This is a genomic window from Mycobacterium kyogaense, from assembly GCF_003254575.1.
Taxonomy (GTDB): Bacteria; Actinomycetota; Actinomycetes; order Mycobacteriales; family Mycobacteriaceae; genus Mycobacterium; species Mycobacterium kyogaense.
In genome coordinates this window covers 1-16,158 of the sequence record NZ_QJUA01000045.1, presented here as the reverse complement: position 1 = coordinate 16,158, position 16,158 = coordinate 1, and the positions used below count along the sequence as shown (strand labels likewise).

General features: G+C 67.4%; 14 protein-coding genes and 1 pseudogene. 5 read left to right on the top strand and 10 right to left on the bottom strand.

What is annotated here, in order from left to right:
- Nucleotides 1–32: 32 nt before the first annotated feature.
- Nucleotides 33–1,262, top strand: coding sequence for a YibE/F family protein (locus tag DMB80_RS23465; protein WP_111512061.1), 1,230 nt, complete (start codon nucleotides 33–35; stop codon nucleotides 1,260–1,262).
- Here the strand turns inward: DMB80_RS23465 and DMB80_RS23460 are convergent.
- The 8 genes from DMB80_RS23460 to DMB80_RS23425 form a co-directional block, all read right to left on the bottom strand.
- Nucleotides 1,259–3,445 carry a hypothetical protein gene (locus tag DMB80_RS23460; protein WP_162938678.1) on the bottom strand — a complete coding sequence of 729 codons (2,187 nt, stop codon included), beginning with the start codon at nucleotides 3,443–3,445 and terminating at the stop codon, nucleotides 1,259–1,261. The genes DMB80_RS23465 and DMB80_RS23460 overlap by 4 nt on opposite strands.
- A gap of 32 nt (nucleotides 3,446–3,477) precedes the next feature.
- Nucleotides 3,478–5,664, bottom strand: coding sequence for an NHL repeat-containing protein (locus DMB80_RS23455; protein WP_111512059.1), 2,187 nt, complete (start codon nucleotides 5,662–5,664; stop codon nucleotides 3,478–3,480).
- A gap of 80 nt (nucleotides 5,665–5,744) precedes the next feature.
- The gene (rfbA, locus tag DMB80_RS23450; RefSeq protein WP_111512058.1) at nucleotides 5,745–6,608 is read right to left on the bottom strand and encodes a glucose-1-phosphate thymidylyltransferase RfbA; all 864 of its coding nucleotides are present in this window, start codon (nucleotides 6,606–6,608) and stop codon (nucleotides 5,745–5,747) included.
- Nucleotides 6,608–6,964, bottom strand: a complete 357-nt coding sequence (locus DMB80_RS23445; protein WP_111512057.1) for a nuclear transport factor 2 family protein — start codon at nucleotides 6,962–6,964, stop codon at nucleotides 6,608–6,610. The genes rfbA and DMB80_RS23445 overlap by 1 nt, the downstream gene beginning before the upstream one ends.
- Nucleotides 6,965–6,983: 19 nt before the next feature.
- Nucleotides 6,984–7,730 (bottom strand): maleylpyruvate isomerase family mycothiol-dependent enzyme, encoded by a 747-nt coding sequence (locus DMB80_RS23440; protein WP_111512056.1) that lies wholly within the window; start codon nucleotides 7,728–7,730, stop codon nucleotides 6,984–6,986.
- A gap of 4 nt (nucleotides 7,731–7,734) precedes the next feature.
- Nucleotides 7,735–9,057: a cytochrome P450 gene (locus tag DMB80_RS23435; RefSeq protein WP_111512075.1), complete on the bottom strand. Its 1,323-nt coding sequence runs from the start codon at nucleotides 9,055–9,057 to the stop codon at nucleotides 7,735–7,737.
- Entirely contained in the window at nucleotides 9,057–9,380 is a 324-nt protein-coding gene (locus DMB80_RS23430) for a DUF1330 domain-containing protein (RefSeq protein ID WP_111512055.1), read from the bottom strand. Before DMB80_RS23430 ends, DMB80_RS23435 begins: the two co-directional genes overlap by 1 nt.
- Complete coding sequence (locus DMB80_RS23425) at nucleotides 9,377–10,705, bottom strand: UDP-glucose dehydrogenase family protein (protein WP_111512054.1); 1,329 nt, start codon at nucleotides 10,703–10,705, stop codon at nucleotides 9,377–9,379. Before DMB80_RS23425 ends, DMB80_RS23430 begins: the two co-directional genes overlap by 4 nt.
- Before the next feature lie 127 nt (nucleotides 10,706–10,832).
- Between DMB80_RS23425 and DMB80_RS23420 the strand changes: the two genes are divergently transcribed.
- Entirely contained in the window at nucleotides 10,833–11,423 is a 591-nt protein-coding gene (locus tag DMB80_RS23420; protein WP_111512053.1) for a DUF4232 domain-containing protein, read from the top strand.
- Here the strand turns inward: DMB80_RS23420 and DMB80_RS23415 are convergent.
- Nucleotides 11,420–12,061, bottom strand: a complete 642-nt coding sequence (locus DMB80_RS23415; protein WP_111512052.1) for a TetR/AcrR family transcriptional regulator — start codon at nucleotides 12,059–12,061, stop codon at nucleotides 11,420–11,422. The genes DMB80_RS23420 and DMB80_RS23415 overlap by 4 nt on opposite strands.
- Before the next feature lie 76 nt (nucleotides 12,062–12,137).
- Here DMB80_RS23415 and DMB80_RS23410 point away from each other — a divergent pair, with 76 nt between their 5' ends.
- From DMB80_RS23410 to DMB80_RS23400, 3 genes are read left to right on the top strand one after another with little or no spacing between them, the layout of a single operon-like run.
- Nucleotides 12,138–13,706 carry a bifunctional 3-(3-hydroxy-phenyl)propionate/3-hydroxycinnamic acid hydroxylase gene (locus DMB80_RS23410; RefSeq protein ID WP_111512051.1) on the top strand — a complete coding sequence of 523 codons (1,569 nt, stop codon included), beginning with the start codon at nucleotides 12,138–12,140 and terminating at the stop codon, nucleotides 13,704–13,706.
- Nucleotides 13,703–14,569 (top strand): alpha/beta fold hydrolase, encoded by an 867-nt coding sequence (locus DMB80_RS23405; RefSeq protein WP_111512050.1) that lies wholly within the window; start codon nucleotides 13,703–13,705, stop codon nucleotides 14,567–14,569. The genes DMB80_RS23410 and DMB80_RS23405 overlap by 4 nt, the downstream gene beginning before the upstream one ends.
- Nucleotides 14,569–15,564, top strand: a complete 996-nt coding sequence (locus DMB80_RS23400; RefSeq protein ID WP_111512049.1) for a VOC family protein — start codon at nucleotides 14,569–14,571, stop codon at nucleotides 15,562–15,564. The genes DMB80_RS23405 and DMB80_RS23400 overlap by 1 nt, the downstream gene beginning before the upstream one ends.
- Here DMB80_RS23400 and DMB80_RS23395 read toward each other — a convergent pair.
- Nucleotides 15,561–16,158, bottom strand: a pseudogene (locus DMB80_RS23395) (DUF7159 family protein); the annotation flags it as partial. The gene DMB80_RS23400 and the pseudogene DMB80_RS23395 sit on opposite strands and share 4 nt — an antisense overlap.

Genomic DNA, 16,158 nt, shown 5'->3' with positions numbered 1-16,158 from the left:
CCCATCCAGCCGCACCGCCTACTCTGTCGAAGGTGGCGCACTCGCATTCCCATTCGCACTCGCTGGGTGGTCCGTCGCCACTGGGGCCCCTGGCCGCGAAGATCGTCGTCGCCCTCCTCGCGCTCAGCGGTGTCGCGGTCGTGATCGGGTTGGTGCTGCTGTGGCCCGACAGCCAGAAGGCGGACATCCCGCTGCCGTTCCAGAACAGTGCCGGCGGTGCGGTCACCACGGAGGCGGGCCACGTCGTCTCGAGCCGGACCGCGACCTGTGGCAGCCCCTCGGCCGGCGCCGTGCTCACCGCCGATCCGCTCCCGGCCCCCGGTGAGGGAGCCCAGTGCGTGCAGACGCTCGTCGACATCGATTCCGGGCCGAACCAGGGCGCGACGACGTTGCTCGAATTCAGCGGCGGCCCCGGGCAACCGCATCTCGCCGTCGGCGACGACATCCGCGTCAGCCGACAGGTCGACGACGCCGGGACCACCAGTTACGCGTTCTTCGACTACGAGAGGACGTGGCCGCTGACGGCGCTGGCCGCGGTGTTCGCCGTCGTGATCGTCGCGGTCGCGGGGTGGCGCGGGCTGCGTGCGCTGGTCGGCATCGTGATCGCTTTCGGGGTGCTGGTGGTGTTCCTACTGCCGGCGTTACGTGACGGAGCGCCCGCGATTCCGGTCGCGGTGGTGGCGTCGGCGGCAATCCTGTTCGCGGTCATCTATCTCGCGCACGGGGTCAGCCTGCGCACCAGCGCGGCGCTGCTGGGCACACTGTCCTCACTGCTGCTCGCCGCGCTGCTGTCCTGGGCCGCAATCGAAGTGGCCCACCTGACGGGGTTGTCGGAGGACCAGAACAACGAGGTCGCCGCGTACCTGGGCAACGTGTCGATCACCGGATTGCTGCTGGCGGGCTTCATCATCGGCTCTCTCGGCGTGCTCAACGACGTCACGATCACTCAGGCGTCGGCGGTGTTCGAGCTCGCCGGGGTCGAATCTGCCGGCCGCCGGGCCGTTTTCGTGGGCGCGATGCGGGTGGGCCGCGATCACATCGCCAGCACCGTGTACACGCTGGTGCTCGCCTACGCGGGCAGTGCGTTGCCGCTGCTGCTGCTGTTCAGCGTGGCCAACCGATCGCTGGGCGACGTGCTGACCAGTGAGAGCGTGGCGATCGAGATCGCCCGGTCGGCAGTGGGCGGCATCGCGTTGGCCCTGTCGGTGCCGCTGACGACCGGCATCGCCGCGGTATTGGCGACGCCGCGCGCAGCGTCCTAGACCACGGGCGCGATGGTGTGCACGGTGGTGAAGCCGTCAGCGCTGACCGTGGTGACGTACACGGTGCCGTCGGGGCCGACGACGGGGATGGCCGTCGGTCGCGTGCCGTCGTCGAGATCGAGCACCTTGGTCACTCCGGTCGTGGTGAATGCGTACACCGCTGGGTCGTCGGGCGCGTTGTTTGCGACGTAGCCAGTGCCGTCGGGCCCGAACGCCAGCGTCTCCACGGGGTAGATCGGGTACGCCGTGGTCACGGGATGTGTCAGCGTCTGGGCCACGCCCGTCAATCCGGTCGAGTCGAAGCCGACGATCTGCAGGCCGAGAGCGGGATCGTTCCGCAGGATCAGGTAGCCGCTGCCGTCGGGGGCGAAATGGACGTCGGCCTGACCGCTGCCGAGCACCGGACCTCGCACCTCGGGTGAGAAGCTGTCGTTCGACAGGGTCAGCAGGATCTGCGCGGTCGCCGGCCCGCTGAGTGGACGCACCTGGTTGATCTGATAGGCCGCGCCGTCGGGGCCGAAGAAAACGCGGCCCGGGACGGTACCGGCGGGCAGCACGATGGTGCGGTTGATCGAGCCGTCGGGGTTCAGCACCGCAAGGTAACTGGAGCCGTCCGCGGTGTAGGTGACGTATCCGTTGTCGTCGGTTTGTTCTCCCCCGCCGAGAATTTGATTGTTGGCGGTCGGGAATGGTGCGGTCCCGGGGAGGGTCAGTGTGCTGCGTGTGGTGCCATCGGGACTGATGACGACGACCGGTGTGCTGGCCGGGTCTTGGATCACCGCGTAGATCGTGCCCTCTGCACCAACTTGCAGAGCGCGCACGCGTGCGTCGATGATCCTCGGCGTGGTGATGGCGGTCGGGTTGATCTTGTAGATCGAGGTGGAGCCCTCACCCTGGTCGACGTTCCCGGCATAGGTGACGGTTGCGAGGTAGATGCCGTCGTTCTTCACGGTGTAGATGCTCGGCAGACCCGCCACGGTCCGAATGGTGCTGTCGCCGTCTCGCATCGTGTAGATCCGAGTCGTCTTGCCGCCGAACAGCGTTCGGGCCCCCACGGGCAGGTAGATGTATCCATCCTCGCCGCGGATCGGGTCCATTCCGTCAGCACCACCGGGCAACAGGAACGTTTTGGTCTTCCCGTCCGGTCCGATGGCACGCAGCGTCCGACTGCCGAACTGGGTCGACACCAGGTACGCACTGCCGTCGTTCGCGAGTGTCACGCTCGTGTCGAAGGCGTATGTCCGCACCGTGCTGGTCGGCGAGACGCGGACCGTGCGGTAGCCGATGTTCCCGATCGGACTGAAGATGAAGGGGATGTTGGTGCCGAAGTACAGCGAACCGTCGGCCCCCACCTGCGGCCTCCCGCTGGTGAATCCGGCGACCGTCGCGATCTTCGTGACCTCGCCCTGACTGTTCACCGACCACAGCGTGGAGCGGGTGGCGCGCTCGTTGGTCGTGACGACCACCAGCGAGCCATCCGTCCTGGCGACCGGGATCGAACTACCAAATGGCACATCGGGAAACGCGTCGCTCGTGGTGATCACGTGACCGTCCCGGTCGATGATGCTGACCCGGGTTCCGTCCGCATCGGTGGTGACCTGATAGATCGTCCCCGTGGCACCGACAACCACGGGCCCCTTGGGCACCCCGCGAATCTCGGTGTCGGCGGGATCAGCATCGGCGGCGGGGCTCGCCTGCACGGCACTCGACGTCGCGGCCTCCGCTGCCCTGTCGGCCCGGCGCTCCTCGACGTGCTGGCGGGCAGTCGCGAGCATCGTCAGCAGCAGCGGCGCGGCGGCGGGTTCGGAATCGTCGTCCCGCGGTGTCGCAGTCCGCGGCGTGAACAGCGGCTTGAACAGCCGGCTGCCGGCTGGCGTCTCGGCGTCCTTCTTTGCCTCCGCGTCGTCGTCTTTTGGCGCCGCAACCGTTCTCGCTTCGTCGTCAGAGCTTTCGCTCTCGGTGGTCTTCGCCGTCGCGGCGCGCTTGGCGCCAAAGCCCCGCTTCTTTGCGGACTTCTCAGCAGGCTTGTCCGCCGACGCTTTCGAGGGACCGGCAGTCGCACTCACCGAGGGAGTGTCGTCGGGCGCCGCCCAGGCGACCGTCGGCACCGCGGCGATCGCCGAACCGATCCCCAGCGCCACGGCAAGCCCCCCGACGCGACCGACGTACTTCTCGAACCCCATGCGCCCTCCGATTGTGTTGTGGTCGTTCATGTTCAGACTGCGTTCGGCGGCGCGATGGTCCGCACGATGGTGAAGCCGTCGGCGGTGCCGGTGGTGACGTACACCGTGCCGTCGGGTCCGATGACGGCACCGGAGGCCGGTGGCGTACCGGCGAGGTCGAGGACCTTGGTCACCCCGGCCTTGGTGAGTGCATACACCGCAGGGCCGTCGGGATCGTCGGTGGCGATATAGGCGGTGCCGTCAGCAGCGAATGCCAGCGCCTGATCGGGACTGATCTTATAGCCGAAGTCACGGCTATCCCTGACCGTCAGTGTCGTTCCCGTCAGCCCCGAGACGTCGAAGCCGATGATCTTGACCCCGAGTCCAGAATCGGGCCGCACCAACAGATATCCGCTGCCGTCGGGGCCGAACTGGACGTTCAGCGGCGGCAAACGGTAGTCGGCCTCCGAGTTGAGGACGGGCGAGAACAGGTCATTCGACAGTGTCAACAGCACCTGCGAGTGGTACGTGCTATCCGGATCCAGTGTGTAGTTGAGGAGGTACGCCGCCCCGTCCGGGCCGAAGAACACGGGGCCCGGTTCCGTGCCGGCCGGAAGCTCGATGGTGCGATCGATGGACCCGTCGGGGTTGAGCACGGCGAGGTAGCTGGTGCCATTCGCAGTGTAGGTGACGTAGCCGTGGTCATCGGTCTGCCCGCCGTCGCCCTCCACAAGCGTTGTGCCACCGGGTAAGTCAACGGTGGTCTGGCTGGTGCCGTCGGGACTGATCACCACGACCCGTGTGCTGTCAGGATCCTTGAGCACCGCGTAGATCGTGCCGTCCGCCGACACTTGAAGGCGGACGCCAATGTCCCCTGTGAGACGCCCCTGGATGATTCTCGGATCGGCGATCGCCGTCGGGGTGATCTTGTAGATGTAGGTGGTGCCGTCACCCAGATCGATGTTGCCTGAGTAGGTGTAGGTTTCGAGGTAGACGCCGTCGCTCTTCACGACATAGCTTTCGGGCACACCTGTCAGCGTCTGCTGTGCGATCTGTGTACCGTGCATTGTGTACAGCTGAGTTGTTTTGCCGCCGAACAACGTCTGGACAGGGACGGGCAGATAGAGGTAGCCGTCTTCGCCGACGATGGGGAAACCGTATTGGATCTCCCCGGGCAGGACGACCGTCTTGGTGGTGCCGTCCGCCCCGAACGCGCGCAACGTTCTCCCCGACCCGGTGGGCAGCAGGTACACGCTGCCGTCAGGCGCAACGGAGACCCTCGTCTGCGGCGAATACGTCCGCACGGTGTTGGTCGGCGAGACTCGGAATGTGCGGTAGCCGACGAACCCGATCGGGCTCAGGAAGAACGGAATGTCGCTGTGGAAATAGAGCGATCCGTCCGCCCCGACCTCGGGTGCGTCGGCGAAGCCCCGGACCGTCGTGATCTTGGTGAGGTCGCCCTGCTCGTTCACCGACCACACGGTCGAGCGCGTTCTGCGCTCGTTGACCGTGATGACGACGACCGACCCGTCGGGTCTGGCGACCGACGTCGACGCCGGTACCGGCGCATCGGGGAACGCATCGCTGGTGGTGATCACGTGACCGTCCTGGTCGATGATGCTGACGCGAGTTCCGTCCGCATCGGTGGTGACCTGATAGATCGTCCCCGTGGCACCGACAACCACGGGTCCCTTCGGCACCCCGCGGATCTCGGTGTCGGCGGGGTCTACCACCGCGGAGGGACTCGCCTGGACGGCACTCGACGTTGCCGCCGCAGCGGCCCGGTCGGCGCGGCGCTCCTCGGCGTGCTGGCGGGCCGCCGCGAGCATCGTCAACAGCATCGGCGCAGCCGCGGGCGACTCGGGCTCCTTCTCGGGCTGGGCGGCAGCACGCGGTTGAAAGAGCGGCCGCACGGTCTTCGTGACCGGCTCCTGCTCGTCGGCAACCGGCGTCGAAACGACCGCAACGTCAATCGAACTCGTCCCGGCGTCGGTCGGCTTGCCCCGGCGCCCTTCGAACACCCGCTTCCGAACCGGCCGGTCTTCGCGGGCCGCCTTCGGCTTGGTCAGCGCCTTCGCGGGACGATCGACCACATGCCCGGCTGCCGGCGCTGACACGCTGGTCGAACCCGAGTCGTCGGTGTCTGCCCACGCCACCCCCGGCACCGCCGCGATCGCGGAACCGATTCCCAGAGCGACGGCCAATCCCCCGACACGACCGACGTACTTCTCCCACCCCATGAGCCCCCCTCGGCGTCAAATATGACAGCAAAGTTACGGGCAATACGGACGTATGGCAATCAAAACTTCCGCGAGTCGGGTCAGCGGTCGAGCAGCTCCAGCAGATACGCGCCGTATCCGGACTTCAGGAGTTTATTTGCGCGCGCGGCTAATTCGTCGTCGCTGATGAAGCCGACCCGCCATGCCACCTCTTCGGGCACGCTGATCTTGAGCCCTTGCCGGCGTTCGATCGTGCGGACGTAGTCGCTCGCGTCGAGCAACGAGTCGAACGTGCCGGTGTCCAGCCACGCCGTGCCGCGGGCGAGCACCTCGACGCTGAGCCGGCCCTGCTCGAGGTACCGCTGATTGATCTCGGTGATCTCGTACTCCCCACGCGCCGACTTCCGCAGCGAGCGCGCGATCTCGATGACGTCGTTGTCGTAGAAGTACAGGCCCGGCACCGCGTAGTGCGACTTCGGTGTCGCCGGTTTCTCCTGTAGCGACAACGCCGCCCCGTCGGCGGCGAACTCGACGACGCCGTAGGCCGACGGGTCGGCCACCCAGTACGCGAAGATCGCTCCACCCTCGACGGTGTGAAAGCGCCGCAAGCTGGTGCCCAGCCCCGGGCCATAGAAGATGTTGTCGCCCAACACAAGTGCCACTGAGTCGTCACCGATGTGGTCGGCACAGATCACGAAAGCCTGGGCGAGGCCGTCGGGTTCGTCCTGGACGGCGTAGCTGAGGTTGATGCCGAAGTCCGCCCCGTCGCCGAGCAATCGACGAAAGGCGGGCGCGTCCTCGCGGGTGGTGACGACGGCGATGTCACGGATACCAGCCATCATCAGAGTGGACAGCGGATAGTAGATCAGCGGCTTGTCGTAGACGGGAAGCAGCTGCTTGCTGGCTCCCATCGTGATCGGATACAGCCGCGTGCCCGAACCGCCGGCCAGGATGATGCCGCGCATCAGCCGGTGAGGTCTGCTTCGGTGAGCTCTGTGGCGGCCAGCGCGGCGGCCAGATCATCGTGCCGGAACACCGATGTCACGTGATCGGCGACCACCCTGAAGGCCGACGCCGCCGAGCCCGAACCATCGACCTTCTCCTCGACCACGACGACGCCGTCGTGCACGTAGATGCGGCCGGGTTCGATCGTGCGGCCCAACCCTTGGGCCCAGTCACGCAACGCGCCATGGCCCTGCGCCGCGCCGTGAGCGTCGCCGATCTCGATGTCGTCGCTCGACAACGACAGCAGCGTGTCGACGTCAGCGGCGTTGAGGGCGTCGTGCCAGGCGAGAACGGTCGCCATCTCCGAAGTGGTCATGATCGAAAGCTTAGGCCGCTCAGAACGGCGTGCGGTCCAGCCACCCGTCCCAGACGGCGGTGTCGCCGTGCACCTCGAGCCCGGCATCGGCGGTGCTGATACGGCGCACCGTGGCCAGCAGCAGATCCTTCGCCGGCCCACGCAGCGCGACATCGCCCTTCCCGTGGTCGTGAGACCACCACACACCTTCCTCGTCGTGGACGATCATCCACTCCCCCGTCGGCCCCAGTTCCTCATCGGTGGCGTGCAAGTGGATGGAACGACCTCGGTCCAGTGCCGGCGGCCGCCGCCGGTCCTCCGTCACCCGGTCGATCCACTCGCTCAGCGCATCGGCGGCGAGATCCGGCGCCAACTCGAACGGGACGCCGAGCGCCAGAGCGGCGTCGGCGCGGTGCACGGTGGCCTCGTGGAGCCGCCGCCGTATCCACCAACCCGCCGGCCGGGGCCCGACGAACGTCCACACCCGGGTCTCGGGGCCTACGCGGTCGATCGCGTTGCTGATCAGTTCGGCCCCCGCGATCAACCAGTCCGCCGCCGCATCGGGGTCATCCGGCGGTTTGCCGTCGCGCACGTCCCTCGGATCGAGCTCCTGGTTGCGGCGCTCGAGGATAATTTGTGCGGCCCAACGGTTTCCGCGTCCGACATGGCGGAACAACTGTTTGAGGTTCCAGTCCCCGCAGGTCGGCACCGGCGTCGCCGGGTCTCCCGTCCGGATCAGATCGCCGAAAGCTCGAGTCTGCTCGAGCAGAGCTGCTCGGAAGTCCACCTCCTCACGCTAGCGCGGTGCGCGCGCTCCCAAGCGTGATCGGCAATGTTGACCACCCGCGCAGCACGCGGGTGTCCCGCCGCTGGGCTGCTCCGGCGAGTTGCGCACCGGGGTAGCGCTCGAAGAAGGTCCGCAGCCCCACTTCACCTTCGGTGCGGGCCAACGCGGCGCCGAGGCAGAAGTGCCGTCCGCCGGAGAATGACAGGTGCTTGCCCGCGTTCTCGCGTTCGATGTCGAACCGGTGCGGATCGGTGAAGACCTTGGGATCGCGATTCGCCCCGGCGAGGTGGAGGATGATCAGCTCCCCCCGGGCGATGCGGGTGCCGGCGATGTCGACGTCTCTGCGGGCGAAGCGGGCACTCATCTGCACCGGGGAGTCGAGCCGGAGGATCTCTTCGACGGCGGTGGGCCACAGCTCAGGGCGGGCGGCCAGGGTCTCGAGGTGCTCGGGTGTCTGCAGCAGCATCCGGATGCCGTTGCCGAGCAGGTTCACCGTCGTCTCGAACCCCGCAGCCAGGACGAGGCCGGCGGTGGCCAGCAGTTCCCGCTGCGAGAGCTGCGCCCCCTCCTCGGCCTGGGCGCTGGCCTGGATGAGTTGGCTCATCAGGTCATCGCCGGGGTTGCGACGCAGCTCGTCGAGGTGGTGGGTGAGCCACGCGTTGAACCCGACCAGCCCTTCGTGAACGCTCGTGTACTGCTTCCAGGACAGGCCGATGTCCAGGCTGGGCGCGGCGAGTTCGCCGAACCGCAGAATCTGCTGCCGGTCATTCTCGGGCACACCCAGGATGTCGCTGATCACTGCGACCGGCAGTTGGGCGCAATACGCCTCCACGACGTCCACGACTCCGGACTGACCCTCCATCCGGTCGAGCAGCTTGTCCGCGGTGTCCTGTACGCGGTCGCGCAAGGCGGCGACTGCGCGGGTGGTGAACACCGACGACACCATTTTCCGGCACCGGGTGTGGTCGGGCGGCTCGATCGAGAGCAGTGACGGCGGCTCGATCGGGTGCAGCAGCCCGGTGCTTGTCTTCTCGTTGATGCGTTGCAGTACTGCCGGCAGGCCGGCGCCGAGACTCATGACGTGGAAGTCGTCGGACCGCAGCACCTCGTTGGCGACGGCGTGGTCGAACGTCATCAGCGCCGTTCGGGAGCGCACGACCGGGCCGCGGGCGCGCATCTCGTCGGCGAACGCCGCCGGATCGGCCCGTACGGCGGGGTCGGCGATCAGCCGCGCCTGCGGATCCCCACGCCGCGCGCCGACTGTGGACAGGCCGCGGACGATGCCGTGCAGGACCAGCCATCGGAGCCGATGTCGGAATCGAGACATCACCCGAGCTTAAGCAACGGCCGCAAGTCATCCAGTCGATCGAACAGATGCCAGATGTATGACGACGCCCCGTTCTCCCGATGGGCGTGCAGCTCGGCCAACTCCGGGTCGTTGCGATAGCTGTCGAAAGCCTCCCTCGAGTCCCACTCGACAAGGATCAGCACGGTGCGGGGCTCGATGTCTCCGGTGACAGATTCGTCGAACTTGCCGAGCGCCACCACCCGGCCGCCGTGTTTGGCGACTTCCTGCGGTGAACGCTTCGAGTACGCGCGGTACTCGGCGGGATCGGCGATGTCGAAGAGATTCAATGCGTAGACGGTCACTCCTCGACGCTACGACCCAACGCATAGAGCTGCCAGCCGGCCTGCCGCCACCGCTGTGAGTCGAGGCAATTACGGCCGTCGACAACGACTTTGGTACGCACGGTGCCGGCGAGCGCTTCGGGGTCCAGGTCGACGAACTCGGCCCACTCGGTCAGCACCAACACGGCGTCGGCGCGGTCGCAGGCCTCGGCGACCGAGGTCGCATAGGTCAGGGTCGGGAAGAGCCGGCGGGAGTTCTCCATCGCCTTGGGGTCGTAGACGGACACGGTCGCACCGTTGAGCTGGAGCAATCCGGCCACGTTCAGAGCGGGCGAATCCCGGACGTCGTCGGACTCGGGTTTGAACGCTGCACCCAGAACGGCGACGTTCGCGCCGAGCAGAGAGCCGCCGCACGCGGTGGTGGCGAGTTCGACCATGCGGGTGCGGCGGCGCATGTTGATGCTGTCGACCTCGCGAAGGAACGTCAGCGCCTGGTTGGCGCCGAGTTCACCGGCACGGGCCATGAACGCCCGAATGTCCTTGGGCAGGCAGCCACCTCCGAAACCCAAGCCAGCGTTGAGGAACCGTCGTCCGATACGCGCGTCGTAACCCAGCGCATCGGCCAGCGTCGTCACGTCGGCGCCCGCGGCTTCGCAGACTTCGGAGATCGCGTTGATGAACGAGATCTTCGTGGCGAGAAACGCGTTGGCGGAGACCTTGACCAGCTCCGCAGTCTGCAGATCCGTCAGCAGGAACGGCACCCCGTCATCGAGCAACGGCGCATACATCGACCGGATGGCATCCTCGGCCAGCCGCGAATCCCTCTGCACACCAACGACGATCCGATCCGGATGCAGCGTGTCGTGGACGGCGAACCCTTCCCGCAGGAACTCGGGATTCCACGCGATCTCGACAGCGATCCCCTCCGGGCTCAGCGCAGCGGCGCGCTCGGCGAGATCGGCGGCGGTGCCGACGGGCACGGTGGACTTCCCGACGATCACCGCGGGGCGGCGCAGCTGCGGCACGAGTGCATCGATCACGGCGTACACGTGTCGCAGATCCGCGGCGTATTCGCCCTTCTTCTGCGGTGTTCCGACGCCGAGGAAGTGGACGTCGGCGAAGTCAGCGGCTTCGGCATAGTCGGTGGTGAAGCGCAGACGGCCCGTATCGAGGTTGCGCCGTAACATCTCCGGCAGTCCCGGCTCGTAGAACGGGACGTCGCCGCCGGCCAGCTTGGCGATCTTGCCGGCGTCGACGTCGACGCCGATCACCTCGTGGCCGAGTTCGGCCATCCCGACGGCGTGGGTGGCGCCGAGATACCCGGTACCGAAGACGGTGCATCGCATAGTGCCTCTGTAGCTACCCGGTATGAGGCGATCGGAACGTGACACTGGCCGCGAGATCAACGGGAGGTGACGGTCGCGTGCCGCGAATGTGGGATCGGTAGCGGCTCGTGTGGCCTGTACTGCTTCCATGAGGACAACACCCCTGCTCATTTCAGGTGTCGCTGCGGCGGCACTGCTCGCCGGCTGCGGTTCCGACCGCACCGACACTCCGCCGACGACGGTCACCGTGACCGCGACGCCGTCCGCGACCACGACCATTTCCGCGGCACCCGTCCCCCCGACGCCATCCCCGACGACGGCCGCGTCACCGACAGAGTCCGCGCCTGCGGTGCCGGCGGCGTGCGGCAACGACGACCTGACCGTCGCGGCGGGACCGATGGCCGAGGCCGACACGCTGCGCCGGGTGGACGTGACGTTCACCAACAGCTCGGCGCAGACGTGTGTACTCGTCGGCTATCCGGGTGCCGACCTGGTGACGGCAGCGGGCGGGGTGCTGGTGCACGTCGCGCGCCGGCCACAGAACTCCGCCCCGCATCTGGAGCTGCAGCCGGGCGAGAAGGCCACCGCTGGCGTGCAATCGTCCGCGGTCGACACCAGCACGGGCAGCGGATGCGGACGGACCGGAACGCTCGTCGTCACCGCGCCCAACACCACGAAGTCGCATCTACTGGCGGTGAACCTGCCGATCTGCGACGCGACGATCAGCTCGGTCGGCTAGCTGCGGTACCGTCCTCCAGTGCCGTCCTCGACCATGCGAGCGGCGGTGTCGTAGAGCGCCTGACCGTGCAGCGCGAACAACGCGAGCAGATCCACACTGTCGCCACCGATTTCCTTCGCGATGAAGAGCCCGTCGGCTCCGGCCATGGCATACGTCGACAGCTGACGGACCTGTTCCTCGGTCAACCCCATGCCCATGTCACGAATGCCGGCCGAGAGCGCGTCGAAAGCCTGCTGGCGGACCTTGACGAACATCGCCCGCGCCTCGGGTTCGACCGGGCGGCGCTCCAGGGCCAGCATCAGGCCGAGACGGAGGAAGTCGGGCGAGTCCAGTAGCGCTTTGGCCGTCGCCATCGCCACCTCTCGCAGACGTTCGGGCGCCGTGACGTCGTCGGGCAGCTGCCACACGGTCAACCAGTGGCCGAAGCTCCGTTCGATGACCGCAGCGATCAGGTCGTCCTTGTCTTTGAAGTGCCAGTAGATCGAGCTCGCCGGCAGGCCGCATTTGGCGCTGACGGCGCCGATACTGGTGCCCTCATAACCCCGCTCGGCCGCGATTTCGGTGGCTGCGTCGAGGATGCGTCCGCGGGACAACTCACCGTCGGCGCGCCGCTGCCGGCGCTTGGGCTGCTCAGCCATGTGCGTTTCACCCCTTGACCATGTAGTGATCGCTACATTACCGTAGCGATCACTACAGAGCAAGCGAGGAGCAGCCATGGATGATCGGACGATGTTCGACGTGGCCATCGTCGGATACGGCCCGGTGGGCGCCACCGCGGCCAACATGCTGGGCCGCCGCGGGCTCGATGTCGTTGTGATCGAACGAGATCCGGATGTCTACTTCCGGGCCCGGGCCATCTCCGTCGACGAGGAGGTGATGCGCATCTGGCAGCAGGTGGGTCTGGCCGACCATCTCGCCGCCGACATGCAGCCGGGCACCGGCGCCGACTTCGTCGATGCCGCCGGAAAGACCTTCGCCACCCTGCTACCGGTCGACCGGGGCAACGGACATCCTCCGCAGCAGTTCATCTACCAACCCGCGGTGGACAGGACGTTGCGCGAGGGCGTCGACCGGTTACCCAACGTGTCAACCCTCTTGCGTCACGAATTGTTGCGTGTCACACAAGGTTCCGACGATGTCGAGTTGATGCTGGCAGACCTGGACCGCGACGCGTTCCGGCGCATCCGTGCCCGCTACGTCATCGCCGCTGACGGCGGATCGAGCACCGTGCGCGGACAGTTGGGCATCGGGTTCGGCGGCCGCACCTTCTCTCAACGCTGGATCGTGATCGACACCAGGGTGCTACGGGAGTGGCCCGGTCACGATCGACTGCGCTTCCACTGCAACCCCGAGCGCCCGACCGTGGACTGCCCCACTCCACTCGGGCATCACCGATGGGAGTTCCCAGTGGCAGACCACGAGGACGAGAGCCGCCTCCTCGCCCCCGAGTCGATCTGGGATGTGCTGCACGCCCAAGGGATCACCGAGGAGAACGTCGATGTCATCGGCACCGCGTGCTACAGCCACCACGTACGCTTCGCCGACCGCTGGCGAGTCGGCAGGATCTTTCTCGCCGGCGACGCGGCGCATGCGATGCCCCCGTGGATCGGCCAGGGCATGTGCGCCGGTATCCGCGACGTCGCCAATCTGTGTTGGAAGCTCGACGCCGTGCTGGCCGGTTCGCTTCCCGAGTCGGCGCTGGACAGCTACCAGACCGAGCGGATGCCGCACGTCAAGGAGGTCACCCGCCGGGCGGTCAAGGTCGGACACCTGATCGTCGAGCGAAACCCGTTGCGCGCCAGGCTTCGCGACACCCTCTTCCGCACCGTCGGCAGAATCCCGTACGTCACCACCTGGCTTCGCGAGCACCGCTGGCTCCCGGATGCCCGCTACCGAACCGGCCTGCTGGCCGGCAACGGCAACCCCGCAGTCGGCTGGCAGATCCCCCAGCCCTGGGTCATCGACGGCAATGGCGACCGCGTCCGCCTCGACGACGCCCTCGGCGCGTGGACGGTACTGCACGTCGGGACACCAGCACGGTGGCAGCAGTGGCGCGCAGTCGCGGTTCCGATCGTCGAGATCCTCCCCCCGGGTAGTGCGCCGACAACCGGCGCTCTGGTCGACCGCGACGGCACGCTGATCGATTGGCTACGGACGCGAAAAGCCACGGCCGTCGCGGTGCGGCCCGACGCATTCGTCTATGCCGCCGCCGACGCCGACCAGCAGCTGCCGGCTCCTCCCACGGGATTCACCACCACTTCACCACGGAGACAACAGGTATGACCACCACGAGCACTGAGCACACGGTCCCCGTCAACGGAGCAGAGATCTTCCTGACCGACACCGGCGGTGACGGGTCACCCGTCGTCCTCCTGCACGGCGGCGGCCCCGGCGCCTCGGGGGTGTCCAACTTTTCCCGCAACGTCGAGGCGCTCGCCGCATCGCACCGGGTGATCGTGCCCGACATGCCGGGCTACGGCCGGTCGACCAAGTACGTCGATCACAGCGATCCTTTCGGGTACCTCGCCGACGCGGTCCGCGGCATGCTCGACGAAATCGGTATCAGGCGAGCACATCTGGTGGGGAACTCCTACGGAGGAGCCGCCGCACTGAGATTCGCACTGGACACTCCGCAGCGCGCGGGGAAACTGGTGCTGATGGGTCCCGGTGGTATCGGCACCACCCGCGGGCTGCCCACCGCAGGTCTGAAGAACCTGCTGGCGTACTACGGCGGCGACGGACCGAGCCGCGAGAAGCTCGAGACCTTCATCCGCAACTACCTCGTTCACGACGGCGCCTCGGTGCCCGACGACGTGATCGAATCCCGCTATCAGGCCTCCGTCGATCCGCAGGTGATCGCCCATCCGCCGCTGCGGCGGCCGTCAGGGCTGCGAACGCTGTGGCGCATGGACCTGACCCGCGACAGACGGCTCCGGCACCTGCCGAACCCAACCCTGGTGTTGTGGGGTCGAGACGACAAGGTCAACCGCCCGGCCGGCGGCCCGATGCTCGTCGACATGATGCCGAATGCGGAGCTGGTGATGACGTCTCGCACCGGACATTGGATGCAGTGGGAGCGCGCCGAACTGTTCAACGAGCTCGTCGCCGGCTTTCTCTCCGCCGAGTCTCGTTGGGAGGCAGCGTGATGACGAAAGACGTCTTCGGCAGGGTGCATCTGGGCTACGTGGTGATCGAGACCGGCAGGTTCGGGGAGTGGCGGCGCTTCGGCCGCGATGCCATCGGCATGCATGTGGACGACACCCTCGCCGATGTCATGCGATTCCGCCTGGATGACAATGCTTGTCGATTCCTGCTGCAACGCGGACCCGCGGAGGACGCGACCGCGCTGGGCTGGGAAATCGACGACCACGACACCTTCGACACCGTTGTGGGCCGCGTGCACGATCACGGCGTCACGCTGACGACAGGCACCGACGAGGAGGCCGAACTCCGCGGCGTGGAGCGCTTCGTCCGCTTTCCCGGACCCAAGGGCCTGTCCCAGGAGGTCTACGTCAATGCCCGGCCGGTGTCATCGCACGCACGGCTGGGCGTCCCCGGTGGATTCGTCACGGGCCGCGACGGCATGGGCCACGTCGCGATCGCCACCAAGAAGCCACAGCAGATGCACGGCTACTTCCGCACTGTGTTCGACGCGCGCCTGTCGGACTACATCGACGAGACGATCAGCGGGCTCAAGTTCAAGATCCGCTTCCTGCGCGTCAACGAGCGCCACCATTCCGTCGCGATCGCATCGGTGAATCGCTTGCCGCTCAACCCGATTCGTACCCGCATCCAGCACTGCAACATCCAGGTCGCGGAGCTCGACGACATGGTGGCGGCCTACCGCAGGGTCAAAGACCTCGGCTTCGACATGGCACTCTCGGTGGGCCAGCACACCAACGACAGGGAGCTGTCCTTCTATGCGGTGTCGCCGTCGGGGTTCGAGTGGGAGGTGGGCTGGAATCCCATCGTCGTGGACGAGACGACGTGGGAGCCGACCACTCACCAGGGCATCAGCATCTGGGGCCACACCCCCGAGGGGCGCAGCATCGTCACCACGCTGGAACGGTTCTCGGCGGGTGCGCGCTCACTCTGGCGCACCGAGGACGGTGTCCCGGCTCTCGCTGGAGCTGACCGCTAGCCGCGGCCACCACCGGGCGCGCAGAAGATCAGGAAGCACTTCTCCCCGCCGGAGGAGCCGCTACCCGAGCTACCGCGCGACGACGAACCCGAGTCACCCGAGCCTCCGTAGCCACCCGAGCCGCCATACCCGCCCGAGCTGCCATAACCACCGGAACCGTAATCGGCACTGCTCCGGCCGCTGCTCGGTCCGGAGTTGGAGCCCGGCCACTGCGGCGTCTGCGGAACCTGCGGAACCTGAGGCACCTGCGGTTGGGTCACCGGCGGCGTCCACGGCGGGGTCTCCGGTTCTTCCGGCTCAGGCGCTTCCGGCTTGCTCGGCCACGTCCACGCGGGCTTCGGCGGCGAGAACACCGGCCACTGCCGCTGCGGCACGACGATGATCGGCCGCGGCACCACAACGGGCGCGGGGACCGGTGCGACGACGGGCGGCGGCGCCACCGGGACCGGCGCGGGTGCCGGGGCGGCGGGTGCGGGTGCGGGTGCTGGGGCGGCGGGAGCCGGTGCGGGTGCCTGCTCGACATAGACGGTGCGCGGCGCCTGCTGGGGCGTCTGCTGCACCGCGACCGGCACCGGCGGCTTGATGGTCTCGGCC